Here is a 25,989-nt window from a genome sequence, read left to right as displayed (position 1 = left end):
CGGGATGCAAGCTTAAAATGAATATGCAGGATTTATCCATGTTGGAGCAGCCCCTGGGCGAGGCCCCCGTGTTGTCCGGCGACTTGCTGCAGCAGGCGCGACTATTGGCCGCGCAAAGCGGCCGGCCGCTGGTCGAGGTGCTGGAATCACTGAGTGGCCTGGCCGCCGATGCCTTTGTCGAGGCCTTAGGACGCTGGCTGCACTATCCGGTGAAGACCGCGCTGGCCATGCATGCCATGCAGCCCATGTTTGACACCTTGGGCCTCAATGACGCCAATGCCTGGCACGTGATCCTGATGCAAGCGGAGGATCAGTCTTTGCATATGCTGATGGCCGACCCGTTTGACGAGGCCTTGCAGGTACGCTTGCAGCATTTGGTGCGGCAACCGGTGCAGTGGTCACTGGCGCATCGCAATGATATTGCGGCCTGTTTGCAGTTTCACGAGGCGCAAATGCGGGCGATGGATCAGGTGCATGCGGGTGATGCTACCAGCCATGAAGAAGAGGCGCCGGTTGAAGAGCTCTCGCTCAAATCCATCAGCGAAGACAGTAGCCCGGTGGTGCGTTTTGTACGCTCTACCTTGTACGACGCGCTCAAGGCCGGGGCCAGTGATATCCATCTCGAATCAACGCTGCAAGGCTTGCGTGTCAAATACCGCATTGACGGCGTGCTCACCGAAGTCGGCGGTTTGAATGGCGTGATGCAGGCCGAGCAGGCCATTTCGCGCATCAAAGTCATGTCCGAGCTGGATATTGCCGAGCGCCGTATTCCGCAAGATGGACGCTGCAAGGTGCATGCGCTGGGCCGCGACATTGACCTGCGCGTGTCCATCATGCCCAGTGTGCTGGGCGAGGATGCGGTGTTGCGCGTGCTCGACCGCAAAGCCCTCAGCGAGGCACAGGGCATCAGCCTGGAAGTCCTTGGATTTGCCCCGGCCTTGCTGGCGCAAATCCGCGCCCAGGCCGAGGCGCCGTATGGCATGTTACTGGTGACTGGCCCCACCGGTAGCGGTAAAACCACCACGCTTTACGGCATGATCTCCGAGATCAATCAGGGCCAGGACAAGATCATCACCATTGAAGATCCGGTGGAATACCAGCTGCCTGGTGTTTTGCAAATTCCGGTCAATGAGAAAAAAGGCCTGACTTTTGCCCGTGGCTTGCGCTCGATTTTGCGGCATGACCCGGACAAAATCATGGTGGGCGAAATCCGCGATGGCGAAACCGCCCAAATTGCCGTGCAATCGGCGCTCACCGGGCATTTGGTACTGACCACGGTGCATGCCAATAATGTGTTTGATGTGATTGGCCGTTTTACCAATATGGGCGTCGATGCCTACAGCTTTGTCTCGGCGGTCAATGTGATTCTGGCGCAGCGCCTGATCCGCGTGATTTGCCCGTATTGCAAGGTGGACGACCACCCTGATGCCGCCTTGCTGACTAAATCTGGCCTCACACCGGCGACCGCCAGCCATTACCAGTTTAAAAAAGGCCAGGGCTGTGGCCAGTGTCACGGCAGCGGTTACAAGGGCCGCAAGGGCATTGCTGAATTATTGTTGTTTGATGACCGCATGCGCGAGCTCATCGTATCCAAAGCCCCCATCAGCCAGATCAAGGCACTGGCAGCCACCACCGGCACCCGTTCCATGCGTGAATCCGGGCTGGCCCTGGTGGCCGCGGGCGAAACCACCTTGCAGGAGATTAACCGTGTTACATCATTGGCCTGAGCCCGGCGTCGATTGCCATGCCGCCGCCAGCCGCCGCTGGTGGCAAGCCTACACTGCGCCAGAGTTGCGCATAGTGATCACGCATGACCGCATTGTCGCCTTTGAGTGCTCTCGGCGCGGACGATTGGGTGGCGCTGCGCAATGCCTGCAACACGCGGCGCATGCGGTGGATGATCACAGTGATGCCCATGCTGCATCCCCATCTGCGCCATTGTGGGAGACCTTGCGCCTGGTGTTATCAACCTATGCCGGGCAACGCTGGCATGTGGTGGTCGTGCTCTCTAATCAATTTGTGCGCTGGCTGGCCTTGCCCTGGCAAGATCAGATCCGTAGCCGTGCGGATCAGCAAGCCTATTTTGCCCATGGTTTGCAGCAGGCGTTTGGGTCTCAGACGCAGCCATCGCAGCTACGCAGCCAGTGCCCGGGCTATGGCAAGCCATTTTTGATCAATGCGATTGCCGAGGACTTGCTGACGCAGTTACATCGCGAGTTTGATGCGGCAGGATTGCCTATCGGCCAACTGCTGCCAGCCTGGCAACTTTCGGCTAACCAAAGCCTGGCGTGGATGCGAAAGCAGGGCAGTGAAGCGGCTGGCTGGATCGTCTGCCGTGAGTCAACCAGCCTGACACTGGCTTGCCTGCAACACGGTGCCTGGCAGCAGATCCGCACGTTGCCGGTAGACCGCCATTCCCCTGACAGCGATTGGCGGCATACCTTGCGCCAGGTGTTGTTGCGCGAGCAGGCCCTGCATCCTGAGCGGGCGCAGTTGCCGGTTTATCTGGCCCAGACCGCACTCGCAGGGCTGCGCCCAGAAGATTTCTCGCCGTTTAAAGTCATTGTTTTACCCACGACTGAGCCAGCGGGTCAACCGATGTGGAGTCTGGCCTGATGCGTGCCGCCATGCCAGTTTTGGACTTTAATCATGCCGCCGGTCGGCTGCCTGGCCCGGTCGCTTGTGCGTTCGGCCTGATCTTGCTGTTGCTATTGCTGGTGCTGGTACCGCTTTATCAGCACCTTAACCAGCAAAATCAGGCCTTGCAGCAGCAGTGGCTGGCCAGGCAGTCTGCCAGCCGCCCAGCCCCGGTGGTGCAGCTTGCGCCTATCAGCCCGGCCTTGCAGGCCGAGTTGACGCAGGCGCAGGCGCAGATTGCCACGCCGTGGCTGCCTTTGCTGCATGACCTAGAACGCGCGCAACAGGCTGAACTTTACTGGATGCAGTTGGCACCCGATGCCAAGCGCAAACTGGTCAGGATGACGGTGCTCGCACACAAACGCCAGCAGGGCTGGGCTCTGGTCGAGCGTTTGCGTCAGCAAGCCTCGCTGGCGGCCGTCAAACTCAATAGCAGCGAAAGCACCGAGGTCAATGGCGAGCGCATGACCAGCTTGCAACTGGAGGCCGCATGGCAGTTTTAAATTCCCGGCGTAATGGTAGCGAGGCTCTGAGCCGCGTGTGGGCACGCCTGCAGTTTGCCTGGCAGCACAGCCCCTGGCGTCAACCCTGGTTACTCGGCCTGCTGGTATTGACGCTGGCAGTGGCGATCATGCTGGCACAAGCCTGGTGGCTGCAGCAAGACTGGCAACAGCGATTGCGCGCACCAGCGGCCGGGCATAGCCCCCAGACGCAAACGGCCAGGCCGACCACATCCTCAGCCAATCAGGCCTTACCGCAGCCCATGCTAGTGTTGGCGCAATGGCCCAGTGAAGAAGACGCCGACCGCGTCAGTGCCGAGATTCTGGCCCTGGCCGATGCCATGGGCATGGTGTTTGAGCGCGCCGAGTTTCAATCCGGCGCGACTGCGCAAAGTGATTTATATGTGCAGCGCATCAAGCTGCCCTTGAGTGGCGACTATGTGCAACTGCGGCATTTTCTGGCGCTGGTCTTGCAACGCTACCCCAGCCTGGCGCTGGCGCAATTTAAGCTGCAACGCACCGATGTACAGCAAGCCGGGCTGGAGGCCTATATTGAGTTCAACTTGTATACGCGCAAACGGAGGCCAGCATGAACCGGCAAATCGGCTTAGTGGCCGCGCTTGCCATGACCTTGGTTGCCTGCTGGTGGGTCAGTCAGTCTGACACCGAGGCTACGTCCACGCCTGTCACTGCGACTGTCATGCCTGCCGGAGCGGCCAAGCAGCGCAAACCTTTGTCGCAGGCGCTGCCTGCATTACATGCCGCGTTGACCGACGCGCTACCCGCCACGGGTACCCCGCCTGCGTTGAATGCAGACATCCCGGGGCGAGATAAGGCAAAGATGGATGCGCCGACTAGCGATGAAGCAAAAATGGATGAACCGGTAGTCAATCTGTTTGCGGCACTCCCGCCGCCAGCAGTGCCTGCAGAAGCTTTAGCCGCAGCTGGGCCGGTCAACCCGTATACCTATGCCGGCCGCCTGCTGCAAGAAGGCCGCTGGCAGGTGTTTTTAAGTGATGGACAACAACAATATGTGGTGCGTGAAGGTGACCGGTTTGCCGAGGGGTGGCGGGTCACGCGGCTGGATCAGCACAGGCTGGTGCTGCAACATGCCGGAGAGCGCTTTGAAATGATGCTGGAAAATGGGGGAATGCTTTGAGCAAACAGATGAAACAAACAGGCTGGCGTTGGATGTGGCTACTCGGCAGCCCGCTATTATTGCTCAGTTGCAGTCACTGGCAAGCGGCTGAAAAAAATGGCGATGCGGCCTTGGAGCAAGCACGGCTCTACGCAGCGCGCGGCCAGGATGACGAAGCGATCCGGCTGTTGCAGCCACTGGTAGAGGCAAACCCACGCCAGCCGCAATATAAAAACTGGCTCAGTTTGCTGCAGGAGAAAAAGCTGCAAAAGCAATTGCAGGAAGCCGATAGCTTGTTGCAGGCCAAACAATACGATGCCGCCATGACGGGTTATGAACAAGTGTTGCAAGCAGCACCGAATAATCGCGCGGCCAGTGATGGCTTGCAAAAAGTCACGCAAGCCCGCCAGCACGACCAGCAATTAACGCAGGTTAAAAGCGCGATTGCGGCCGAGGATTGGGCCGGCGCCGAGTTTGGCTTGCGCACCGTATTGGCCGAGCAACCCGCGCAGCCTGAAGCGCGTCAGTTATTTGAACAGCTGGAACAAAAGAAAAACGAACGCAGCAGTGTGGTGCGGCCGTTGCAGTCATCGCTCAAAAAGAAAGTGACACTGGAGCTTAAAAACGCTCCAATCAAGCAGGCGTTTGAATATCTGGGCAAGGCCGGTGATTTGAATTTCTCGTTTGACCAGGAGCTCAGTGATGGCATCCGCGTCAATGTGCTGCTGCGGGATACACCGATTGAACAGGCGCTGGAGGTGATCCTGACCAGCCACCAGCTAGGCAAAAAAATCCTCAACAGCAATACCTTGCTGATTTACCCGCAATCACGTGCGGCGCAATATGAAGAGCTGTTTGTGCGTAGTTTTTACCTGACGCACATGGATGCCAAGCGCGCGCTCAATATGATGAAAACCGTGCTGCGCGCCAGCGATGTGTATATGGATGAAAAGCTCAATACGCTGGTGATCCGTGACACTCTGGACCGCATCAAGGTGGCCGAAAAGCTGATTGCCTCGCAAGACCTCAATGAGCCGGAAGTCATGCTGGAGGTGGAAGTGATGGAGATCAACCGCCGTAACCTGGAAAACCTGGGCATCCAGTATCCTAGCCAGATTGGGGTGGGTGTGCAGGGCAATGCTGCGGGCAGCACGAGTGGCACGCAGCCACAGGCGGGCAAATTAACGTTGACCGAGCTGCGCAACTTTAACGGCAAGCTGGGCGTGTTTTCCATCAACGATCCGGCTGTGGTGCTCAATTTGTTGCATCAGGATACCGACACCAATTTGTTGGCCAGTCCCAAAATCCGCGTCAAAAACCGTGACCGTGCCAAGATTCATGTCGGTGACAAGATCCCGGTGCTGACCAGTGTCGCCAGTGCGCAAGGCTTTGTCAGCCAGAATGTGAATTATATCGAGGTCGGCATCAAGCTCGATGTGGAGCCTGTGATCCAGATGCAGGACCAGGTCAGCATCAAGGTCGGCATGGAGGTCAGCAATATTACTGACCAGGTCACCACCAGCTCCGGTGTACTGGCTTACACCATTGGCAGCCGCAACGCCAATACCACCCTGCAATTGCGCAATAACGAAACCCAAATCCTGGCGGGCCTGTTCCGCGATGACGAGCAGCGCACCCAGCGTAAAGTGCCTGGCCTGGCCAATTTGCCCTTGATCGGCAGGCTGTTCAGCAACAACAATCAGGACAAGCGTAAAAACGAAATTGTGCTGCTCATCACGCCGCGCATCATGCATAACCTGAGCCCGGCCAATGCGGTGTACAGCCTGATTCCATCCGGGGTGGCGGCGACGGCGAATCCGGTCGGGGCAGGCGGCGCGCGTACGGTGCAAGCGGTAGACACCACCCCGCCCGCTGCGCCCGTGGTGACACCACAAAGCACGCAAAGCAGCAATATGCGTAATGACAGCGGATTTGCCAACCAGATGATGAACAGCACCGATGGTGGCGCGGTGCAGCCCTGATGGCATTGAGATAAGTTGACCATGTTTGCGTTGCGACTGTTTTCTGCCAATCCCGCCTACGCCAAACGCAGCAAGGGCTTCACCCTGGTCGAGCTGCTGGTGACACTGGTATTGCTGGCACTGCTGGTGACGGCGGCCAGTCCGGTGGTGCAACTCAACGGCAAGCGCGAAAAAGAGCGCGAACTCAAGCGCGCCTTGTGGCAAATCCGCGACGCCATTGATGCCTATAAAGATGCAGTGGACCAGGGGCTGATTAAAAAAACCGCAGAGAGCAGTGGCTATCCGCCGAACCTGGCCATCCTTGTCACCGGCGTCGAAAATGCCCAGGATACCAAAAAGAAAAAAATGTTTTTTTTACGCCGCATCCCGCGCGACCCGTTTGCCACTGACCAACAGCTCAGCAATGCCGATACCTGGCGTATCCGTGCCTATGATGGTGCCATCGACGACATGGCCAAAGATGTCTACGACGTTTCGTCACGTTCAACAGCCATTGGCATCAACCAGCAACCTTACAGTGAGTGGTAGGCAATGAAACGTGGATTTACCTTGATCGAGATGTTGGTGGTGTTGGCGATTCTGGCCATGTTGCTGACCATCGTGTCGCCACGCTTTATGCACATGTTGCAGCGCGCCAAAGAGACCACTTTGCGTCATGACCTGGTCACCATGCGTGACGCCATCGACAAGTTTTATAACGACAAAAACCGTTACCCGGAAACGCTGGACGAGCTGGTCGAGCGCCAATACCTCAAGTCTGTGCCACCCGACCCGATCACCGAGCGTGCCGATACTTGGGTCATTACCTTGCCGCCCAATATCGACGAGCAGGGCAGTGTGTTTGATGTGCATAGCGGCTCGGCACTGCTGGCAGAGGACGGGACCCCGTATGCCTTGTGGTAGGCGAGCGCAGGGCTTTATCCTGATCGGCATGTTTATGCTGATCATGCTGAGCGGCCTGATCTTGTCGGAGGCTGCCACACGCTGGCAGACGCAGGTAATGCGCGAGCGTGAGCAGGAGTTGATCAAAGTCGGCCTGGCCTACCGCGATGCCATCGGCCGTTATTACAACCAGACGCCGGGTGTGATTAAAACTTTTCCACCGACGCTGGAGGCTTTGTACAACGATGAGCGTTTCTCGTCGCCGCGCCGGCATCTGCGCAAACCGTATCAGGACCCGATCACGCAGCGTGAAGGCTGGGGCATCGTCGAAGCGCCGAGTGGCGGCATTATGGGCATATACAGCCTGTCGGACAAAGTGCCTTTTAAAAGCAAAGGCTACCGCGGCGAGTTGCAGCATCTCAATGACAAGCGCTATTACGGTGAATGGTATTTTGTGTATCTGCCACAACCCATCAGTGGCCGTAATGCGCTTTAAGCTTTTAGCACTGAAGTTGATTTAACTGGTGGTTGTAAACGATGTAAGTTGGTTGCGTGCAGCCAGTTTTACAACCGGGAATTATTGAAAAAACCAATCAATTCAATTTGTTAGCTGGCTGGCATTAATATTGCCACTCATAGACCTAAACACCGATAAGAGAGTTGCCATGTCCAGTCAGTTATCCAACCCGCAAGGCTTGATTCGAGGGCTCTACCTTGAGCACCATGCCTGGTTGCGCGCCTGGATACAAAAGCGTCTGGGTTGCCCCAACTGGGCGGCAGACCTCACGCAAGACACCTTTGTCAATCTGTTGCTCAAACACGAGCTGCCGGTATTAAACGAGCCGCGTGCCTATCTGAGCCGGGTTGCGCATGGCCTGATGGTAGACCATGTGCGCCGCCGGGATCTTGAGCGCGCCTACCTCGAAGCGCTGGCCTACATGGCCCCGGCTGAAGTCGGCTCGCCAGAAACACGCGCCATCATGCTCGAGCTGCTGGTACGGCTCGATATCATGCTCGATGGCTTGCCGCACAAAACCCGCACCGCGTTTTTGCTGGCCCAGCTTGAAGGGGCCAGCTATCCGCAAATTTCCGAGCGTCTGGGCGTCTCCGTGCGCACCGTAGGCAGCTATGTTTCCACCGCCATGCTGCAATGCATGACATTGTTACAAGAGCCCGCAAATGCGGCCTGAACTCGCACAAAAAGTCACCCCGGCTATGCAGCAAGCCAGCGACTGGTATGCGCGTTGGCTCTCAGGCGAGATGGATGAAAAAGCCAAACGCGCCTGGCAAACCTGGCTAGAAGCCGATGAAGAACACAGCCGTGCCTGGCAACAAATTGAGCGCGTACAGCTTTACTTTGGCAAAGTGCCCGGTGCGCTGGCACTCGCCACGCTGCAGGCTCCGCCTTCGGCCGAGCGCAGACGCCTGCTCAAGCAACTGATTCTGCTGCTCATGGTCAGCGGCAGTGGCTATTATGCCTACCGCGAACAACCCTGGCGCGGCATGCTGGCCGACATCAGCACCGAAGTCGGCGAACGCCGCCAGTTAACGCTCGAAGATGGCACGCTGGTGCACCTCAACACCCACTCTGCCATTAACGTGGTCTACAGCAATACTGACCGGATTGTCGAGCTGGTGCGTGGCGAAATTCTGGTTGAAACCGCCCACGAAAACCTGCGTATTTACCGCCCATTTAGCGTAGTCACCAAGCAAGGCATGGCTACTGCGTTGGGCACACGCTTTAGTGTGCGCGAATGGCAACAGCAGCAACGCGACTACACCAAAGTGAGTGTCTTTGACGGCATGGTCGATGTGCGTGCCCTTGGCCGCAAACAATCCCCGGTGCGCGTCAACGCCCGTGAGTCTGTGGTCTTCTCCGCCAGCCAGGTCTATGCCAAAACCAAACTCAAAGCCACCGAAATGGCTTGGGTCAACGGCCTCATCGTCGTCTACGCCATGCGCCTGCAAGACTTTGCCGCCGAACTTTCACGCTACCAGTCCGGCGTGTTGCGCTGCGACCCGGCCGTGGCCGATTTGCAAATCTCCGGTTCATTCCCGCTCAATGATATCCCTGCCATTTTGCAAACCCTGGAGCAAACCCTGCCCGTCAAAGTCGAGCGTTTCACACGCTTCTGGACCACCCTCAGTCCTGCCTAGCCCACAATGCCGTCGTGGAGGAGCGCTTCACAACGTGTTTTCTCAAGCGATCTTTGCAGGTTTTTTTAAAAAAACGCAATTTTATCTTCCGGTTTTTATTTCTCGTTCGGCATAGCAGTAATCACACAGATTATGCGTATGCAGAAAGTGCTTACCCACATGAAAAATAAAACCCTATCAGGATACACAACACCCCATTGGCTAGCGCTAGGCGTGAGCCTGGCGCTCTCTGCCTGGCATGCACAGGCAGAAACACTCAATGTCAGCCTGCCTAAAAAGAGCTATCAAATCCCGGCCGGAGACTTAAGCGACACCTTGCCCGACTACGCCGCCGAATCCGGCATCCTGCTCGGCTTTGACCCCATCCTCACCCAAGGCAAACGCAGCCCCGCGCTCAAAGGCCAATACGGCGTGCAAGAAGGCTTTGAGGCTTTGCTCAAAGACAGCGGCCTAGAAGTCGTGCAAGACAAATCCGGCCGCTACCAACTCCGCCGCGCTGCACCAAAAGCCAAACCTATCCCCGGCGCACCAGAAAAAGAAGATAAAGCACTCAAGCTGGAAGGCATTGAGGTTCGGGCTAAACGCTTTTACGAAGTTGGGCCATTGCCAGGACTTGGTCTGACGAAAGAGGAAATTCCCGGCAACGTACAAAGTATTTCCGCCAAGGAAATTAAAGAGGCGCATTCTCTAAGTATCACCGACCTCATGAACCGCAAGCTTCAGTCAGTGACGGTCAATGATTATCAAGGCAACCCATTTCAGATGGATGTGCAGTATCGAGGCTTTACTGCTGGTCCGCAAATTGGCACGCCGCAAGGTTTAAGCGTTTTTATTGATGGTATTCGAGTCAATGAGCCATTTGGCGATATTGTTAACTGGGACATGATTCCCATGAATGCTTTGGCAAGCGTGGATGTATTCCCAGGATCTAACCCTATCTTTGGTTTAAATACTCTGGGTGGAGCTTTTTCCTTGAAAACGAAGGATGGCTTCAATAATGCAGGTGCTGATGCAGAGGTATTGACTGGCTCTTTTGGGCGTAAGCAGTTACAGGTAGAGGGTGGTTGGAATAACGGTACCGTTGGTCTTTTTGCTGCAGGTAATTTCTTTTTAGAAGATGGTTGGCGACAAAATTCACCAAGTAAAGTAAATCAGCTTTTCACTAAAGCTAGTTATCGTGGCGATAAGCTGGACTTGAACCTAAGTACTTTATTGGTTCAGACTGATCTCACTGGGAATGGTCTTTTACCATCTCAAATGTACGATCAAGATAGAAGTAGCGTGTACTCATCTCCCGATACCACAAAGAATCGTTTGGGACAGTTTCAATTATCTGGAAGTTATTTTGTTAATGACAGTTTTACGGTGACGGGGCAGATTTATCGTAGAAACAGTAAACGGCATCAGAAAGGGGCAGATGTCATGACTGGTTATGATCCCGGAATGGTAGCTAGGCGGCGGCCCAACCCTGGTGAGGAGTATACGTGTTTACTTTCTAGCACCAATCAGTATGGCTATAAAATCCCAGATTATTATTTGATCCCGATAAATCAAACAGCCGGGGAGGACTTTTTTAATGGACCAGTAAATCCAGGTGATCCTGAGTCCGTAATTTATAGCTTTTATCAGGAGTATCTGAGCACCGGTAATATTACTAGTTCTAAATTTGATCAATATCTAAATGCTCCTTTAACAACTAAGGATGGACTTCAAGGGACGCCACTTACGCCTGATTATGTATCAATATACGAGCAAACATTTAATTTTTGGCGAAGTTTTTATGAGTCAAATAATTACAACAAAGGGAACGTATTGCCGCAAATTCCGACCTATACCGACCCCTCAGGAAACCTTGTTAATCTCTATGGTGCTGGGGGATCTTCTTTTTCAAGTTGGTTGATGCAGGCAATATCTGGTCAAAATATCATCGACCCTTCTTTGACTGATTTATATTTTTATACTGTTGACAGCAATAACAACGTTATCAAGAACCTTGTTGTATTAAAGACTCCAACTAACCTAGATAATTGTCGTGCAACGCAATTGACCAATGGTGTGCAGGCGGGATCCGTTCCTGGAGGACATGCGTATACCTACAAAGATGCTAATGGAAATGTTGTTTTTGTAGACGGAGCAGGTGGAGTCGATAGCGTAACGGGTCGAGGTCAACCTGGCGTAGTTGAAGGTACGCCCACTGCATTGATTACAGATAATCAAATTGATCAATTAGTCGATGGTGGCTCGATTCAGTTTAACTGGAATTTGGAGCATCATAAGTTAATGATTGGTGCATCTATCGATGCTGCGAGCGCTGACTATACTAATTCGCAGCAACTGGGTTTTCTTGATGCTAACCGCAACGCATATTTGGACCCTGAACAGGCAAATCCAATGTTTGGTGGTGCGCTGGTTTCTCTAGCAAACAACAATTTCAGTGGTACCAATACAACTAAAAGTCTTTACTTTAGTGAGACATGGAGTCCAGTAGATACTTGGCATTTCACTGCATCTGGTCGATACAATCAAACTCATACGAAAAATAAAATCGCCGCTAGAAGCGGAATTAATGCTTTTGAGATTGGCGATTTAATCAATGTACCTGACGATTACAATATTTGTGATGGCGATTGCCAGTCAAGTAAGCCTGAAACAAATTATCGCCTTCCCAGACTAGTTAATACACTGGATCCTGCCGAAACCGAGAAGTTTAGCTTCTATTCTTTTAATCCATCTTTGGGCGCTACTTGGCAAGCTACAGAACGGCTGAATGTATATGCTAACTGGGCACAGGGTACGCGGACGCCAAGTGTGATTGAGTTAGGCTGCGCGTTTGATAAGACGCCTATCCAAACGGGGTTGAAAGATACAAACGGTGATGGTATTGGCGATACGCCAATATATACACCTAAAAGTATTTTTGAAAATCGGCAGTGCACACTACCAACAACACTCTCAGGAGACCCCTATTTGCCGCAAATTCATGCAACAACATATGACTTGGGCATCCGAGGCGCATGGGGGCAGCATGCGCAGTGGAATTTGGGAGTATTTCAGACGGATCTCAGAGATGATATTTACTTTGTTGCTGTAGGGAATGGTCGCGGTTTTTTTGACAGTATAGGTAATACTCGTCGACGAGGCATTGAAGCTGGTCTCTCTGGTAAGGTTGACCGATGGGGCTTTGGCGTCAATTACGCACTCACAGATGCAACCTTTCAAGACAGTTTTAGAATGATGAGCCCTGACAATAGCAGTTCTGTAGATCTAAATGACGGGTATGGGCCAACAATAGAAGTTAAGCCTGGCGATAAGATGCCTGGCGTCTCCTTGCATAATCTTAATGCAACGGTCAACTATGCTTTTACTGATAAATGGACAGTTGGTTTGACTGCAGTTGCTCATTCATTCAGCTATGTTAGAGGCAATGAAAATAATCAACATAAGGTAGGTGTGGTTCAAAACCGCGGCCTAGGCGCAGCTGGGAATGCATTGAGGCAGCCAACAAGTAATCCTGGTTTTGTTCCTGGGTATGCCGTTCTTAATTTTCAAACCAGTTACAAAATCAGCAAGGAATGGACTGCGACCATGTTGGTAAATAATCTTCTTGATAAAGAGTATTTTACAGCAGGCAGACTTGGGAGAAATCCATTTTCACCGAGCATTGATGGGGCAATCGGACCTGATGGCTACAATCACAATTCCAATGATTGGCTAAGTACAAACTTTATTGCTCCAGGTGCACCTCGAGGTGTTTGGTTTAGTCTCAACTGGCATTTCACCCCCGATTAACTTCTCAAAGTAATCAATTTGACGCCCTTTGAGTAAAGTTATGTTAACGACGTCAGGCTTTTTGCGTCGCCAGCGATTAAACAAGTAAGAGGGTGTAAATGTGAAAAATTCCCGTTGTGTGTATGGAATTTTCCCGATTGGTTTTTGCGGTAGTAATTTTGGGTTGCGCTTGGCCTTGATCCGGTAATTTGCATTTGAGCAGTTTTTATTGATAAGTCTATTTTTGGAGCGAGCTGTGGATTTGGTGCCTGATATTGTTGATCTCGTGTTGTATTTGCTGGGTGCGCTCTCAGTGCTGGTGTGGTCCATCATCATCGTCAAAAGCTGGGTGTGGTTCAAGTTGCGCAGAGAGTCCAACAGTTTTTTGTCTGAGTGGCAGCAGGTGAAAACCATTTATGAGTTGCCGCGCATTATTTCGCACAGTAACAGCAGCTTTGCGCGGTTGTGTGATGCGGGGATGCGGGCGATGAATGAGGTAATGGCGAATTCGGTGTTGCGCCGCAACGAGCGCCAGGAGGTGATTTTGCTCTCGCTCAAGCAACAGGCTTATCTGGAGCAAAAGCGCATGGATGGCGGCGTGGCGGTGTTGGCGAGCATTGGTTCTACCGCCCCGTTTATCGGTTTGTTTGGCACGGTGTGGGGCATTATGAATGCGCTCAAGACGATCACAGCGACGGGCTCTGCCGGGTTGGATGTGGTGGCCGGGCCGATTGGTGAGGCGTTGATTGCGACGGCGATTGGCATTGCTACGGCGGTGCCTGCGGTGTTGGCCTACAACTATTTTATGCGCAAGCAAAAAGTGCACAGGGCCGATATGGAGCAAGTGGCGAGCCGTTTTCAGTCCTTGCTGACACAATCTGGCGTAGAGGGGTGATGCCATGGCGATGTTTAGTGATGGTGAGAGCGAAGATTTGGTCAGCGAAATCAATGTGACGCCGCTGGTCGATGTGATGCTGGTGTTGCTGACGGTGTTTATTGTGACGGCGCCATTGCTGATGAACGCGGTGAAGGTCAAATTGCCGCAGGCCAGTGCAGAGGTGGCGGTGACTGTGCCTAAAACCGCACACATTAGCGTGACCGATGCCGGGGAGGTGTTTTTGGACCAGCAAAACATGCCGCTAGACACCTTGACCAAAGAGCTGGGCGTGCTCAAGCAGAAGCATGACCCGGCGGTGGAGATTTATGCCGATGAGCATGCACAGTATGGCGTGGTGGCCAAAGTGCTGGCCGCGATTCAGCGCGCGGGTATCAGCAAGTTCAGTTTTGTGATGTCGCCTGAGTCACGAAAGTAACGCGCCATGACCACCCTGATTTATCCTCAAGCTCAGCATGACTCACTGCTTTGGCGGGCCGTTGTGCTGTCGCTGGGGTTGCATCTGGTCGTGGTGTTGCTGTATCCAACATTAAGCAAGATTCAGTTGCCTGCCATCCCCGAGCGCATGGAAATTGAGTTTTTTTCGACCAAAGCGCCAGCCCCAGCCGTGCAACAGGTGTCACCACCCGTGGAGACGCCCAAGCCTGCTGAGCCACCCAAGGCTGAACCTAAGCCGATGGTAAAGCCTGTGACGCCTGTAGAGACACCCAAGCCGGTATTGGCAGCGCCTAATAGCCATGACGCAGATTACCGCGTGCAGGAGCAGCCTGTACAGCCGCCCGCCAAGGTTGAGCCAAGCCCGGCGCCGCCTGCGCCCAGCAATACGGCCGAGAGTGCGCCGCATGCGACAAGCTCAAGCGCTGAAAACACCGCCAAAGATGCCAAGCCCAGCGCTGCCGCTGTCACCACCGCTGCTGCATCAACCGAGTCTGATGAGCTCAGTGCGAGTGATAGCGATGCCTGGGGGGATTACGGCGAACAACTGCGCTCACTGGTAAATAAAAGCAAACAATATCCGGCCATTGCCATCCGCCGTCACCTCGAAGGCGAGGCCACTGTGGTCGCGCAGTTTGTGCGCGGTGAGTTGGTCAATGTGACGGTCGCAGATAGCAGTAAACATGTCCCCCTCGATGAAGAAGCCATGCGCATGGTGAAAAAGGCCATTGCGCAACTCGGTGTCAAAGACAGCCTGAAAAAGAAGAGCTTCAAAATAACAATACCGGTCTCGTTTAAGCTGGAATAACGCGCGTTTTCATGAAGTCAGGCATGCTCAGAAAGTTTATCCCTCACTTTCGCTAACAGGTATGTCTGCTCTCCAACCCCTGTACCTGCCACTTTCCTCCGGTGGGTACAGGGTCTTTTTTTAAGTGAACATTGAGCGGCGTCAGTGGTGATCAATCGTGGTAAAGCTGGTGACCGTTTAATGAAATAAACATAAGCTTTGGGAGAAGCATAGTGATATCAAACACAATTAAAACAATGTTGCTGGTGATGGTGCTATTGATCAGCCCGCATGCCCAAGCCAAGCTACAAACATTTGAAGAGGTTTTTAAGGGGACTTTGCCTTCGGTTAAAAGCTCGGAATTTGGTTTTTATGACGAGGTGACTACGCTGTTGAGTAAGGATGCGACATTGACCTTGTACTATCAGGTGGTGTCAGACGACCCTTTCAGTTCTATTGGTAGTGGGACGTTTACCAGGACAGATGCGCTGGGTGCGTTTTCTGGCAATTTCTTTTTTTATGTATCCCTGAACGATTATTTATCTTCAAATGATCAGGGAGTATCACTCTCAGGTTTTTTACATCAGGACAGTGGCGCAATGTTACCCAATACGGGTGCGTACCAATATGCATGGGCATTTGGAGATGCAGGCATAAATGGCAACGGTGGCGGGACTATCGCTAGTCAAAGAGATATCACTCTAAAAATTAACTGGCAGATTCGTACGCCTGAGCCTTTTCCTCCAATACCAGAACCAGAGATGGCTTGGTTGTTTTCTCTCGGCCTAGTCACGCTGTGTTTTAAGCGGTCTCAAACAATAATCAAATAAGGATTCAATATGATAAAAATCATCAAACAGGGATTATTACTGTGTACATTGCTTGGGAGTCTGCAAGCACAGGCAAAGGTTGAAACCTACCAGCAAAGTTATGCTGGTTATTTGGCTATGAATAACATGATGGCTGCGGATTACTACGTCGATGCCACGAGTTTTAGCAATGCAGGAAACACAGTCTCGCTTAACTATGAGGCGTTAAAGCTGGTGTCTGATCCCGAAAACGCTTTGTATCTCGTGTTTGGTAGCTACACCAGAAGTGGCGGGCATCCGACCGTCTCCGGGACTTTTGACTTTAGTCTGAATTTATATGATCCCACGGTCCCCGTTGACCCGTACGCGGATCCTTTACCCATCATAGGTACTTTCAACTTGCAGGACCTGAAAGACTTACCGGATGGCTCATATGAGGTGCTTTATGGTGAGACGGGCACACTCAAAGGCTATATTTCTAAAGATGACTATGTTTCATTCACCATCGATTGGGTTATTTATACGCCTGATAGTGTGGCTGCAGTGCCCGCCCCACCTGCCTCATGGCTGTTTGCTTGTGGCTTGTTATTGATCGGTGGTATGCGGTTAAACAAACGTAGCGCATAAGCCAGTGTTTGGTTGTTTATAGCCAAAGTGGTGGCTGAAATCACTCTATTTTGTGAGATTAGGCCCAAATCGGCCATTTTTAACGCTCAAATAGCATGGCACAAATTTTGCGAAATCCTTGCATGGAAAAAACAATGCATTGGTGCGGCATTAATCTGCAGTGGGCGTATACCGACTTGCTCGGTTATATCCGCTTTAAGGTGGCTTGCCCGCATGTGGCAAAAGATATTCTGCACGATGCATTTATCCGCTATACCGTCTCCACCAGCCTCAACAAAGGCCAAGAGCCGCATGCTTACATGCGTAGTATCGCCAAAAACCTCATCGTGGATAGCTATCACCACCAGCAGCGCTTTATTTCGCTTGAAGCCGAAATTGGGCTCAATCGCGAGTGGCTGGATGCGCCAGCCTTGTCGGTGGAACATCTCAACGACATCAAACAGCGGCTGGAGATGATTCAGCAGATTCTTGAGCAGTTGCCACCGCGCTGCCGCCAGGTGTTTTGGATGTATCGCGTTGAAGGGTATACCCAACCTGAAATTGCTGCCAGTCTTGGCATCAGCAAAAACATGGTCGAGCGCCATGTGATGCGTGCGATTCTGGACCTCACCAGTGCGCGTGAGCTCATGTTGGTTGAAATGTGATGCACAAGCACGACGAGGCGATCAGGCAGGCTGCCGTGCGCTGGTATATGCGCATGCGAGAGGCCGCCCCAGATGCGCCTGAGCGCACGACATTTGAAGTGTGGTTGATGACGGACCGCAGGCATCAGGCCGCTTACCAGATGGTGGAATCCACCATGGAAGACTTCAGTTCGACCGAGCGGCTCAAGGCGCTGTCTAGTGCCATGTCGCAAAAGCAATACTTTGAACAAAGCGCGCGCCGCAAAAAACTCAGCAAGCTGGGCTCAGGCCTGGCAGTCATGCTGCTATGCGTAGGCTTGGGCTTTTTCGGTCGCAGCCAATATGTGCAGTGGCAAGCACTGCCTTTGTCGACGCAAGTGCACATCACCAGTGTGGCGCAGCTCTCCAAACAAACCCTGGCGGACGGCTCGGTGATCACCGCGAATGCCAACACGACCATGGAAATTGTCTACTATCGCCATCAGCGCCTGATCAAACTCAGCCGTGGTGAAGCCATCTTCGAGGTGACCAAAGACGCTCAACGTCCATTCGTGGTCGAAACCCCGCAAGCTAAAGTCACCGTATTAGGCACACGCTTTGCCGTCAACCAGCTCAGCAAAAAAGTGCGCATCAGTGTGGATCATGGCCGCGTGCAAGTCGGGCGTAGTGATGGCAGCACCCCCACTTTGATTCTGCATAACGGTGAAGTGGCCGAGATCGAGCCAAACAGCACGCCGCACAAAGTCAATCGCCAGGCGGCAGACAGCTTCAGCTTTATCAGTGGTCGCATCGTGTTTGACCGTGCCGATATGTTTGAAGTGGCCGATACGCTATCACGCTACCGCAACCCGCCCGTGCATGCGGCCTTTGCAGCAGAGACGCCCAAAGTGAATGCCGTCCTCAAAATCAGTGAGCTGGAGCGTTTTATCAGCACCTTGCCGCAATCGGTGCCCGTCACCGTCAAACCCAAAGAGGATGCCCTGGTCATCACCCCTAAATAATCTTTACAAGTATTTTTAATCCCGCATATCAGGCATTTTGCCTGCTCGTCAGTTACCCCTCTATCAACCCCTGTAACTGACGGATGCACTATGCAAAATCATAAAATCACAGCCGCCATTATCGCCGCGCTCATCGCGGCCGCGTTACCCTTTGCCAGCCGCGCAGAACTTAACACCCAACTGCCCGCCGAGCAAGATGACAGTTTTGCCTTGCCGCTCAACCTCGACTTGCCCGCACAACCGCTCGCGGCCTCGCTACGACAGTTCGCCATACAGTCCAACCTCTCGCTCACGGTAGACAGCGCGCTCATCGTCGATAAAAAAGCCCCTGCAATCAAAGGCCGCATGACTCGTAAAGAAGCCATCAAAAGGTTACTGGATGGTAGCGGTTTGCAAGGGCGAGTAATGGATGAGCATTTATTGATTGAAAAGAAAGCAATAACCACTAGTGCAGACACTCTAAAGCTAGATGCGATTCCCGTCAGAGCGCAACGCATGTATGAGGTAGGCCCAATGAAAGGGCTGGCACTCACTAAAGAAGAAATGCCGGGGAATATCCAGTCACTGACAGCTAAAGAAATTAAAGAGGCTCATGCGGTAAGTATTGCTGATTTGTTGAACACCAAACTGCAATCAGTCAATGTCAATGATTATCAGGGCAATCCGTTTCAGATGGATGTGACCTATCGTGGCTTTACTGCTTCACCGCAACTAGGTACCGCTCAAGGACTATCAGTTTTTCTGGATGGTATTCGGGTTAATGAACCTTTTGGTGATGTGGTCAACTGGGACATGATTCCTCTGAATGCGCTGGGTAGTTTGGATATCTTTCCAGGTTCAAATCCTTTATTTGGCTTAGGGACTTTAGGCGGAGCATTGAGCATGAAGACCAAAAGTGGGTTTGACTCAAAAGAGGGATCGATTGAATATCTAGGCGGTTCTTTTAAACGCAACCAATTTCAAGGTTCGGTGGGTGGCAATAATGGCGTGGTCGCTGGGTTTGTTGCCGCTAATTTGTTCAAAGAGGATGGCTGGCGCGATAATTCACCAAGTAAAGTGAATCAGGTATTCAGTAAACTGGAGTGGCGTGGCGAGTCGTTGCAACTGGGCTTGAATATGTTGCTGGCGAGTAATAAGCTGACTGGGAATGGGTTACTACCTACGGAAATGGTTGAGAAGGATAGGTCTAGTATTTTCACCAGTCCTGACCAAACCAGTAATCGCTTGCAGCAATTTCAGCTTAATGCGCTTTGGGATGTTTCAGATACGTTTAACATCACAGCCCAAGTTTATCACCGCAAAAGTCGGCGTTTTTCGAGTACCGGTGATGTTAACCAAGACTTTGGCGGTAGTGCGACGCGCAGACCCAACCCAGGTGAAAAGCCGGGTTATTTTGCACAAGATTTGAATAATGATGGCCTGCCAGATTTGGACCTTTCCAGGACAAGCATTAACAATATTGCAACCGTTGATGTGGTGGACCCATTTGGTAATACGGTACAGATGGCAGCAGATGCAGATGGGGATGCACAATATATTTATGGGCCTATCACGCAAACTGGCACAGATCAGGATGGTAATCCAATTTTTGACAGCCCTGTCAGCATCAATCCAGCTTATGATGCCAGCCGTCCAGCGATTGGTACTCAAGCCAATACCGCTTATGTATTTACCAATCCGAATATCACACAGTCTACCGTCACGGTAACCAATCCTGATGGATCAACTAGTACAGTGCCTAATTGGACTTTTAATGAGCAGCTGTCAGCACAGCCTATCTACAGTCAAGAGTTCTACGAGGCAGCTCTTGAGATCGCTAAAGCTGTACCAGGATCATTGAACCAACAAGAGTTGGAAGCCAAACTGAGTGAGAGAGGGCTGAGTTTTAGCTTTTCTGACCAAGGGGCCATTTTTGTAGATGCAGGTGGCTTTACCGGCAGTGGCTCATTTTTGGTACTAGATAAGAATTTGGACGCCAATGGTAACTTTATCCTGACAAGTTTCTCAGGGGTCAGCAAAGGTTTAGGCTCTCCATTAGGGTTGTTAGTGAGAGACCCAGTCTCAGGCATTCCATACATGCGAAACGGAGCCGACTGCGAAGCAGTCGTCCTACAATGGTTCCCTGATTGCAACAAAGGTTACGTGGAGGGGACTCCCGTGGCTTTGGTGACAGAAACTGAAATTAACCAGCTTACCGATGGTGGCTCGCTTCAGTTTAACTGGAACACGGATAAGCATAAATTCATGATAGGCATGTCTATGGATTCAGCCAGTGCCGATTACAACAGTGGTCAGTTGTTAGGCGTTTTTGATAACAACAGAAAAGTCATTCTTGACCCCAATAAAGTGGGTTATGAATTTGCAGCCTCCACACAAAAGTTAGGTTTAAATGACTTCGGGGGTACCAGCATCACCAAAAGTATTTACTTCAGTGAGACCTGGACGCCGACGAAAGAATGGGCATTTAGTGCTTCGGGACGTTATAACCAGACGAAAGTAAAAAACGAATTGGCCATCAGCAATATTTTGGGATTGGCTGGTGCAACTCAATTCAAGAACTTTTATGATCCCCTGGTGGTTTGTCATGATCTCAATGGCAATGGGACAATTGAGTATGAAACGGACGAGTGTGCAACTGGATACCGCCCTTTTTCATTTGAGCTGGCGCAGAATGCTGGCGCGATTGGCCCGGGGGAAACTGAAAAATTCAGCTATTACTCATTCAATCCTTCTTTAGGGGCAACCTGGCAAGCGAATGAAAATTTAAATCTATATGCAAACTGGAGCAAGGGCGCCAGAACGCCTACTGTGATTGAGTTGGGCTGCGCTTACGACGATACACCCGTACGTGTTGGCGTAGATTTGCAAGGCAATCCAACCTACGGGCCGCGATCACTGATAGAAAACCGTTTCTGTAGTTTGCCTACTACATTGTCTGGCGACCCTTATTTAAAACAGGTACGGTCTGAAACATTTGAGGTTGGTGCGCGCGGATATCTGACGCCAGATATTCAATGGAATGCCAGCATTTACCAGACCGAATTGACCGACGATATTTATTTTGTCGCTTTTAGGCCGGAGCGTAGTTTTTTCCAGAATATTGGAGACACGCGCCGTCGAGGCCTGGAGATGGGGTTGCAAGGCAAATGGGGAAATACTGGCTTTAAGCTTAATTACTCACTGACCGATGCCACATTTCAGGACCACTTTCAAATGGCCAGCCCAAACAATAGCAGTGCGGGGAACGTGATACAGGGATTCAGGGCGACTGGTACATTTGTAAGCAACGGCTATCAGAATATTGCCGTTAAACCTGGTAATCGCATTCCAGGCATTCCATTACATAACTTGAATGCGACTGTGACATACGACATCACGCCCAAATGGACAGTTGGGCTTACTGCTGTCATGCACTCGGAGAGTTACCTCAGAGGCAACGAAAACAACAAACATCGTGCAGGGGCGCCCAGCGTGGAGTATGGATGTCAGGCAAATCAGGGAGGCGTTCCTACGGTGATTGACGGAATCGCTTATGGCAACAGCAGTTGTGGTACACCCAGAGCTGTACGCCCTAATTATCGTTATCCTGGCATGATCCCAGGCTACGCGGTGTTTAACTTTAGTTCCACTTATAAGTTTAGCGATCAACTTTCAGCTACGTTATTGATTAATAATCTTTTTGACAGAGATTACTACACGGCTGGTAGATTAGGGATCAATCCTTTTTCTCCCTCAATCAATGGTGCAATAGGGCCTGGTGGGTTCAATTACAATAGTAATGACTGGTTAGCATCTACATTCTTGGCCCCTGGAGCGCCCAGAGCAGCGTGGCTAAATATTCGCTATGACTTTTAATATTAGCTTGAGAGAGGCTAACATCTGGTTTTGAATGACATCAGTCAACCACTCCATAAAAATCCTCACTCGTTTAGAGAGATTGCGACGGTGGGGAAAATGGATGGGATACTTGGGCCAGAGTAAAAAGTAAAGAAATCTCACTTTTACCCTGACCCCATCGACATGACTTTTAAGTGTCAGGTCAATCGCTTCAAGATCATTGGATTTGCAACTGTGTAAATTGTGTCTTGTAATCATCAACCCATTGCTGCGCATGATGGCGTTGTTTGGCGGTTGTACTGGCATGTAGGCTCGCAATGGTTTCACAGGTTTGCTGCGTGACTTTATCAATATAAGCCTGGTAAGCCGGATTCGGGCTGTTTTGCATACGTTCAAAGCCTGCGCGGACCAGTTGCGATTTCTCTTCGTTTGACGAGGCTGGATTGCGTAATGCCTTGAGGATAGAGAGCGTATCTTCGTCGCGCCGCAAAATCTCGGCGTAGATGATGGCGGGATCAATGTCACTCTTGGCAATGGCCTGTTTTAAAAGGGTTATTTGTTTTTCGTTTAAATCGCCATACACTTTTTCAGCAAAATCCTGGGATTTCTCTAACCTCACTTCTCGCTGTTCTTCTAACGTTTCCTGCCACCATTCCTCTTTCCATTCCTGGTTACGTTTTTCCAGTTTTTTCTCGAAATGCTGTAGTTGTTTTTCACTCAGCGTGTCGGCGACTTCGACGATGATAGGGATGACTTTTGTTTGAAGCATCTGCACATTTGATTTGATGGATTCAATGCGCTGGCAGGCCGTTTGTGCGCTCACATCATGGCTGAGGTCATCATGTATTTCATCCAGCAAAGACACATACCGCGGTAACTCATTTTTACGATGCCAGGCATGCAAGTCCCGCAGGGCGGGTTTGAGTTTGGCTTTTTGCGCTGCACTAAAATCAAAATAATCATCCAGCCGCCATGCGATGAGTGCAGGTGCGTTGTTGTAAGCGGTCTTGACCAGGCTACAACTCATGAGTGAAAGAGCGAGGGTGAGGATTAAAGTTTTTTTGATGATTCGCATGTTTCTACGACCAGGATTGCCGGACTAAGTTTGCGATACTGGTTACTTGTATTAGCACTGTTTTCAGTGCTAATACAAAGGCGCTTTCGGCCTGCCCCTCTCGGGCTCGGTCTGGCAAGGGAATGAGGCGCATCAGGCAGCACGCCACTGCCTGATGGCTGGACTAACGTTGATAACCCGGAGGAGGAGGTGGGGGCGGTGGATAATAGCTTGGAACACTTGCTGATGAGGCGCGCTGGCTGCCTTGTGAATAGGTCCTTGCCATGCTGGCAGGCACCGGGATTTTATGTCCAGCTGCATACATGCATTGATAGTAGGCATTATCGTATTTGTCTTGGGCGTTCATGCCACTGACTGTTGCTGTATTGGCGCCGATGGCTCCACCAGACAGTGCACCCATGCCGGCACCAATGGCTGCACCTTCGCCGCCACCAGTTGCAGCGCCAATGGCTGCCCCTATGGCAGTGCCTACAGCGGTCGTGGTAGCGAGACTGGCGTTATATTGCTGGTTAACGGTCTTGCCGCCAATTTGCATCAGCGCGAAATCCCGGCAAGACAGGTCATCTGCCCTGAAGGCGTTGAAGTCTTTGCCGGTGCCTGGCAGGGCCATGCTGCTGGGGCCTGTGGGGTTAGTCGCGCAGGCAGTCAGGCTCAGCATAAGTAGCAAGGTCATGTGCCTATTGAGATGCATGACAGTCTCCTATTTGGCTGGTGTGTTTGCTGGCGGCGTCGGTGTGACTTGTTTCCAGCCGGCGGGACACTCTTTAACATAGGGGTAATAGCCGTTAGCAGCCTCGCAGTAATACCAGTAGGCATTATTGTTGCTGGCGCTGGTGGCTGGCGCTGTGCTGTTGCCTGGGGCTGTATTCGTGGCATTGTTACTGTCCTGCTCGATATACACCTGTGACTGCGGCTGGGTAATCACCACGGGCGGTGGACTGTACACATACGGGTAAGGGTAGGCGTAGGGTGCGTAGGCATAAGGAAAAAACGGGTAAGGGGCGCCAAAATACAGACCAACGCCGCCATGCCAGCCGCGGCCAGGTGGATGTGCGTATGCGAGTTGGCTAGCGAGGGCGCAGCAGACGCCCAGGCTAAGGTAAATCATCTTTTTGAGTGTGGATGTGAGCGGTAGCATAAGCCCTCCAGAAAACGTTATGTACATAACAATTCTGACAGAAGGACTTGCAAAACCCTCCCGATGAGCGGGCTTGGTTTTGTAACGGAGTGTATCTTTAAAACAGCTGAGCGGGGCTATTGACGGTGCGGATGGTACACAACGCAGGTGTTTTTGCCGGACTCCTTGGCTTCGTACATGGCCTGATCTGCGTGACGAATCAACGTATCGACTGTGCAACCATGGTCGGGGAAGATGGCGATACCGATACTGATGGAGACAGACGCAGCATAGCCATTGAGCGGGATGGGTTCTTTCACCACTTGCAGGATTTTGTGGGCGTGCAACAGCATGTCTTCGCTATTGCTGATATTGATCGCTAGAATGGCGAACTCATCCCCGGCGAAACGGGCGAAGGTGTCCGCTTGTCGCGACATTTTCTGGATGCGACTGGCAATCTCAATCAGTAGCTGGTCGCCTGCCAGGTGGCCATGGAGGTCATTTACTGCCTTGAAGCCATCCAGATCCATAAAAAACAGCGCAAATTTTTTCTGTTCACGCTGACTGCTGTAAATGGCCTGCTGTAAGCGATCCAGAAACAGTCGACGGTTGGGCAGGCCGGTCAGGTTATCAGTGTGTGCCTGCTGCCAGATCGATTGTTCAAGCAGTTTCGATTGCGAGATATCGGTATGCGTGCCTATCATGCGCTTGGGGGTGTCTTCGGCGGTGCGTTCCACCACCATGCCGCGAGAGAGTACCCATTTGTAATCGCCATTTTTGCAGCGAATCCGATATTCGATTTTGTACTCAGGCTGTTGGCCATAGAGGTAGGCATTGAGAGAGTTTGTGAAGCGTTCCTGATCTTCTTCGTGAATCAACGCACGTAGTGTCTCTAGTTGCGGGAGCAGCGGCTCACTTTGGTAGCCCAGCATTTTGCGCCAGTTGGGGCCAAAAAAGTAATGCCCAGTGATGAGGTCATAATCCCAAACCCCATCGCCGACGGCATCCATGGCTTGTTTCCACAGCTCCTGACTTTTGGCTTGCTGTTCATAAAATACTTGTAACTGCTTGCTCAGTTCCGTACGCTGAACGATCTCTCTGCGCAACTCCATCAGCTTCATGGCCTGGTTCGCCAGGATGGTCAACAAAGTAAGTTCGGCCTCGCTAAAGTGGCGAGGTACATGGTCCATCACGCAAAAAGTGCCGATGGCATAGCCTTGATCATTAATCAGCGGTATTCCGGCATAGGCACGAATATACGGCGCCTGAATGACAAGCGGATTATTCTTGAACAATGCATCCTGCAGTGTGTCTTCAATCACCAGCCGTGTTTTTTGTTCCACCGTCAGTTGGCAAAAGACATCCTCACGCGGGGCTTCGCAGAGATCTAGTCCTTTGGCAGATTTAAACCATAAGCGGTCCTCTGCCATCACTGTCACGCTTGCAATTGGTGTTGAGAAGAAGGTCGAGGCCAGGGCGACTAACTGATCAAAGTCAGCTTCGGGCGCAGTGTCAAGAATATGATAGCTTTCAACCGCCGCCAGACGTTCTAGCTCTTTATTATGGTTTAACAAGTGAACGGTACTCCATCAAAGCAGACATTAAGTTGGTCACACACTTGGTAAGTTGGTTCTTAAAGCAATCATACGCTAATTAATCTTAATAGATTTGCTGATAAGCTTAACCTTTTTTATTTTGTTTGGTAAATGTTATCTCGAT

Annotated in this window: 24 protein-coding genes; 20 read left to right on the top strand and 4 right to left on the bottom strand. The window is 51.8% G+C overall.

The window, feature by feature from the left end; translation table 11 throughout:
• The first annotated feature begins 38 nt into the window (after positions 1-38).
• From INP77_RS07980 to INP77_RS07885, 20 genes are all read left to right on the top strand, one after another.
• Positions 39-1,727: a GspE/PulE family protein gene (locus INP77_RS07980; RefSeq protein WP_228518812.1), complete on the top strand. Its 1,689-nt coding sequence runs from the start codon at positions 39-41 to the stop codon at positions 1,725-1,727.
• Positions 1,708-2,616 (top strand): hypothetical protein, encoded by a 909-nt coding sequence (locus tag INP77_RS07975; protein WP_194748531.1) that lies wholly within the window; start codon positions 1,708-1,710, stop codon positions 2,614-2,616. The genes INP77_RS07980 and INP77_RS07975 overlap by 20 nt, the downstream gene beginning before the upstream one ends.
• An 11-nt stretch (positions 2,617-2,627) precedes the next feature.
• Complete coding sequence (locus INP77_RS07970) at positions 2,628-3,140, top strand: hypothetical protein (RefSeq protein WP_194748530.1); 513 nt, start codon at positions 2,628-2,630, stop codon at positions 3,138-3,140.
• On the top strand, positions 3,128-3,730 hold the full coding sequence (locus tag INP77_RS07965) for a hypothetical protein (protein ID WP_228518811.1): 603 nt from the start codon (positions 3,128-3,130) through the stop codon (positions 3,728-3,730). Before INP77_RS07970 ends, INP77_RS07965 begins: the two co-directional genes overlap by 13 nt.
• Positions 3,727-4,296, top strand: coding sequence for a hypothetical protein (locus INP77_RS07960; protein WP_194748529.1), 570 nt, complete (start codon positions 3,727-3,729; stop codon positions 4,294-4,296). The genes INP77_RS07965 and INP77_RS07960 overlap by 4 nt, the downstream gene beginning before the upstream one ends.
• Positions 4,297-4,304: 8 nt before the next feature.
• Positions 4,305-6,257 carry a type II and III secretion system protein gene (locus INP77_RS07955; protein WP_228518810.1) on the top strand — a complete coding sequence of 651 codons (1,953 nt, stop codon included), beginning with the start codon at positions 4,305-4,307 and terminating at the stop codon, positions 6,255-6,257.
• Between the two features lie 21 nt (positions 6,258-6,278).
• Positions 6,279-6,785, top strand: coding sequence for a prepilin-type N-terminal cleavage/methylation domain-containing protein (locus INP77_RS07950; RefSeq protein WP_194748527.1), 507 nt, complete (start codon positions 6,279-6,281; stop codon positions 6,783-6,785).
• 3 nt (positions 6,786-6,788) lie between these two features.
• On the top strand, positions 6,789-7,160 hold the full coding sequence (locus tag INP77_RS07945; RefSeq protein ID WP_194748526.1) for a type II secretion system protein: 372 nt from the start codon (positions 6,789-6,791) through the stop codon (positions 7,158-7,160).
• Positions 7,147-7,635 (top strand): type II secretion system protein, encoded by a 489-nt coding sequence (locus INP77_RS07940; RefSeq protein ID WP_194748525.1) that lies wholly within the window; start codon positions 7,147-7,149, stop codon positions 7,633-7,635. Before INP77_RS07945 ends, INP77_RS07940 begins: the two co-directional genes overlap by 14 nt.
• Positions 7,636-7,804: 169 nt before the next feature.
• On the top strand, positions 7,805-8,329 hold the full coding sequence (locus tag INP77_RS07935; RefSeq protein ID WP_194748524.1) for a sigma-70 family RNA polymerase sigma factor: 525 nt from the start codon (positions 7,805-7,807) through the stop codon (positions 8,327-8,329).
• The gene (locus INP77_RS07930; RefSeq protein WP_194748523.1) at positions 8,319-9,296 is read left to right on the top strand and encodes a FecR domain-containing protein; all 978 of its coding nucleotides are present in this window, start codon (positions 8,319-8,321) and stop codon (positions 9,294-9,296) included. Before INP77_RS07935 ends, INP77_RS07930 begins: the two co-directional genes overlap by 11 nt.
• Before the next feature lie 159 nt (positions 9,297-9,455).
• The gene (locus INP77_RS07925; RefSeq protein WP_228518809.1) at positions 9,456-13,085 is read left to right on the top strand and encodes a TonB-dependent receptor; all 3,630 of its coding nucleotides are present in this window, start codon (positions 9,456-9,458) and stop codon (positions 13,083-13,085) included.
• Positions 13,086-13,320: 235 nt separating this feature from the next.
• The gene (locus INP77_RS07920) at positions 13,321-13,959 is read left to right on the top strand and encodes a MotA/TolQ/ExbB proton channel family protein (protein ID WP_368667930.1); all 639 of its coding nucleotides are present in this window, start codon (positions 13,321-13,323) and stop codon (positions 13,957-13,959) included.
• Positions 13,960-13,963: 4 nt separating this feature from the next.
• Positions 13,964-14,377 carry a biopolymer transporter ExbD gene (locus INP77_RS07915; RefSeq protein WP_194748521.1) on the top strand — a complete coding sequence of 138 codons (414 nt, stop codon included), beginning with the start codon at positions 13,964-13,966 and terminating at the stop codon, positions 14,375-14,377.
• A gap of 6 nt (positions 14,378-14,383) precedes the next feature.
• Positions 14,384-15,202 carry an energy transducer TonB gene (locus INP77_RS07910; RefSeq protein ID WP_194748520.1) on the top strand — a complete coding sequence of 273 codons (819 nt, stop codon included), beginning with the start codon at positions 14,384-14,386 and terminating at the stop codon, positions 15,200-15,202.
• Positions 15,203-15,414: 212 nt separating this feature from the next.
• On the top strand, positions 15,415-16,011 hold the full coding sequence (locus INP77_RS07905; protein WP_194748519.1) for a hypothetical protein: 597 nt from the start codon (positions 15,415-15,417) through the stop codon (positions 16,009-16,011).
• Between the two features lie 9 nt (positions 16,012-16,020).
• A complete protein-coding gene (locus INP77_RS07900) occupies positions 16,021-16,617 on the top strand; it encodes a hypothetical protein (RefSeq protein WP_194748518.1) in 597 nt (198 codons plus the stop codon).
• Between the two features lie 134 nt (positions 16,618-16,751).
• Positions 16,752-17,261: an RNA polymerase sigma factor gene (locus INP77_RS07895; RefSeq protein WP_228518808.1), complete on the top strand. Its 510-nt coding sequence runs from the start codon at positions 16,752-16,754 to the stop codon at positions 17,259-17,261.
• Positions 17,261-18,241 (top strand): FecR domain-containing protein, encoded by a 981-nt coding sequence (locus tag INP77_RS07890; protein WP_194748516.1) that lies wholly within the window; start codon positions 17,261-17,263, stop codon positions 18,239-18,241. The genes INP77_RS07895 and INP77_RS07890 overlap by 1 nt, the downstream gene beginning before the upstream one ends.
• A 90-nt stretch (positions 18,242-18,331) precedes the next feature.
• Positions 18,332-22,096 (top strand): TonB-dependent receptor, encoded by a 3,765-nt coding sequence (locus INP77_RS07885; protein ID WP_194748515.1) that lies wholly within the window; start codon positions 18,332-18,334, stop codon positions 22,094-22,096.
• Between the two features lie 199 nt (positions 22,097-22,295).
• Here the strand turns inward: INP77_RS07885 and INP77_RS07880 are convergent, their stop codons facing one another.
• The 4 genes from INP77_RS07880 to INP77_RS07865 form a co-directional block, all read right to left on the bottom strand.
• Positions 22,296-23,153 (bottom strand): DUF6279 family lipoprotein, encoded by an 858-nt coding sequence (locus tag INP77_RS07880; RefSeq protein ID WP_194748514.1) that lies wholly within the window; start codon positions 23,151-23,153, stop codon positions 22,296-22,298.
• Between the two features lie 163 nt (positions 23,154-23,316).
• A complete protein-coding gene (locus INP77_RS07875; RefSeq protein ID WP_194748513.1) occupies positions 23,317-23,844 on the bottom strand; it encodes a YMGG-like glycine zipper-containing protein in 528 nt (175 codons plus the stop codon).
• Between the two features lie 9 nt (positions 23,845-23,853).
• A complete protein-coding gene (locus INP77_RS07870; protein ID WP_194748512.1) occupies positions 23,854-24,291 on the bottom strand; it encodes a hypothetical protein in 438 nt (145 codons plus the stop codon).
• A 116-nt stretch (positions 24,292-24,407) separates the two neighbouring features.
• The gene (locus INP77_RS07865) at positions 24,408-25,844 is read right to left on the bottom strand and encodes a diguanylate cyclase (protein WP_194748511.1); all 1,437 of its coding nucleotides are present in this window, start codon (positions 25,842-25,844) and stop codon (positions 24,408-24,410) included.
• Positions 25,845-25,989 lie beyond the last annotated feature (145 nt).

Source organism: Methylophilus sp. 13 (assembly GCF_015354335.1).
Taxonomy (GTDB): Bacteria; Pseudomonadota; Gammaproteobacteria; order Burkholderiales; family Methylophilaceae; genus Methylophilus; species Methylophilus glucosoxydans.
Note: the sequence above shows the minus strand (reverse complement) of the source record. Positions and strands in the feature narration are given on the sequence as shown.

Coding starts and splice junctions, on each gene's coding strand:
- INP77_RS07885 (WP_194748515.1), top strand. CDS start 18,332: ATGCAAAATCATAAAATCACAGCCGCCATTATCGCCGCGCTCATCGCG.
- INP77_RS07875 (WP_194748513.1), bottom strand. CDS start 23,844: ATGCATCTCAATAGGCACATGACCTTGCTACTTATGCTGAGCCTGACT.
- INP77_RS07910 (WP_194748520.1), top strand. CDS start 14,384: ATGACCACCCTGATTTATCCTCAAGCTCAGCATGACTCACTGCTTTGG.
- INP77_RS07955 (WP_228518810.1), top strand. CDS start 4,305: ATGAAACAAACAGGCTGGCGTTGGATGTGGCTACTCGGCAGCCCGCTA.
- INP77_RS07890 (WP_194748516.1), top strand. CDS start 17,261: ATGCACAAGCACGACGAGGCGATCAGGCAGGCTGCCGTGCGCTGGTAT.
- INP77_RS07900 (WP_194748518.1), top strand. CDS start 16,021: ATGATAAAAATCATCAAACAGGGATTATTACTGTGTACATTGCTTGGG.
- INP77_RS07980 (WP_228518812.1), top strand. CDS start 39: ATGTTGGAGCAGCCCCTGGGCGAGGCCCCCGTGTTGTCCGGCGACTTG.
- INP77_RS07960 (WP_194748529.1), top strand. CDS start 3,727: ATGAACCGGCAAATCGGCTTAGTGGCCGCGCTTGCCATGACCTTGGTT.
- INP77_RS07870 (WP_194748512.1), bottom strand. CDS start 24,291: ATGCTACCGCTCACATCCACACTCAAAAAGATGATTTACCTTAGCCTG.
- INP77_RS07915 (WP_194748521.1), top strand. CDS start 13,964: ATGGCGATGTTTAGTGATGGTGAGAGCGAAGATTTGGTCAGCGAAATC.
- INP77_RS07940 (WP_194748525.1), top strand. CDS start 7,147: ATGCCTTGTGGTAGGCGAGCGCAGGGCTTTATCCTGATCGGCATGTTT.
- INP77_RS07965 (WP_228518811.1), top strand. CDS start 3,128: ATGGCAGTTTTAAATTCCCGGCGTAATGGTAGCGAGGCTCTGAGCCGC.
- INP77_RS07970 (WP_194748530.1), top strand. CDS start 2,628: ATGCCAGTTTTGGACTTTAATCATGCCGCCGGTCGGCTGCCTGGCCCG.
- INP77_RS07895 (WP_228518808.1), top strand. CDS start 16,752: ATGCATTGGTGCGGCATTAATCTGCAGTGGGCGTATACCGACTTGCTC.
- INP77_RS07935 (WP_194748524.1), top strand. CDS start 7,805: ATGTCCAGTCAGTTATCCAACCCGCAAGGCTTGATTCGAGGGCTCTAC.
- INP77_RS07930 (WP_194748523.1), top strand. CDS start 8,319: ATGCGGCCTGAACTCGCACAAAAAGTCACCCCGGCTATGCAGCAAGCC.
- INP77_RS07950 (WP_194748527.1), top strand. CDS start 6,279: ATGTTTGCGTTGCGACTGTTTTCTGCCAATCCCGCCTACGCCAAACGC.
- INP77_RS07945 (WP_194748526.1), top strand. CDS start 6,789: ATGAAACGTGGATTTACCTTGATCGAGATGTTGGTGGTGTTGGCGATT.
- INP77_RS07925 (WP_228518809.1), top strand. CDS start 9,456: ATGAAAAATAAAACCCTATCAGGATACACAACACCCCATTGGCTAGCG.
- INP77_RS07880 (WP_194748514.1), bottom strand. CDS start 23,153: ATGCGAATCATCAAAAAAACTTTAATCCTCACCCTCGCTCTTTCACTC.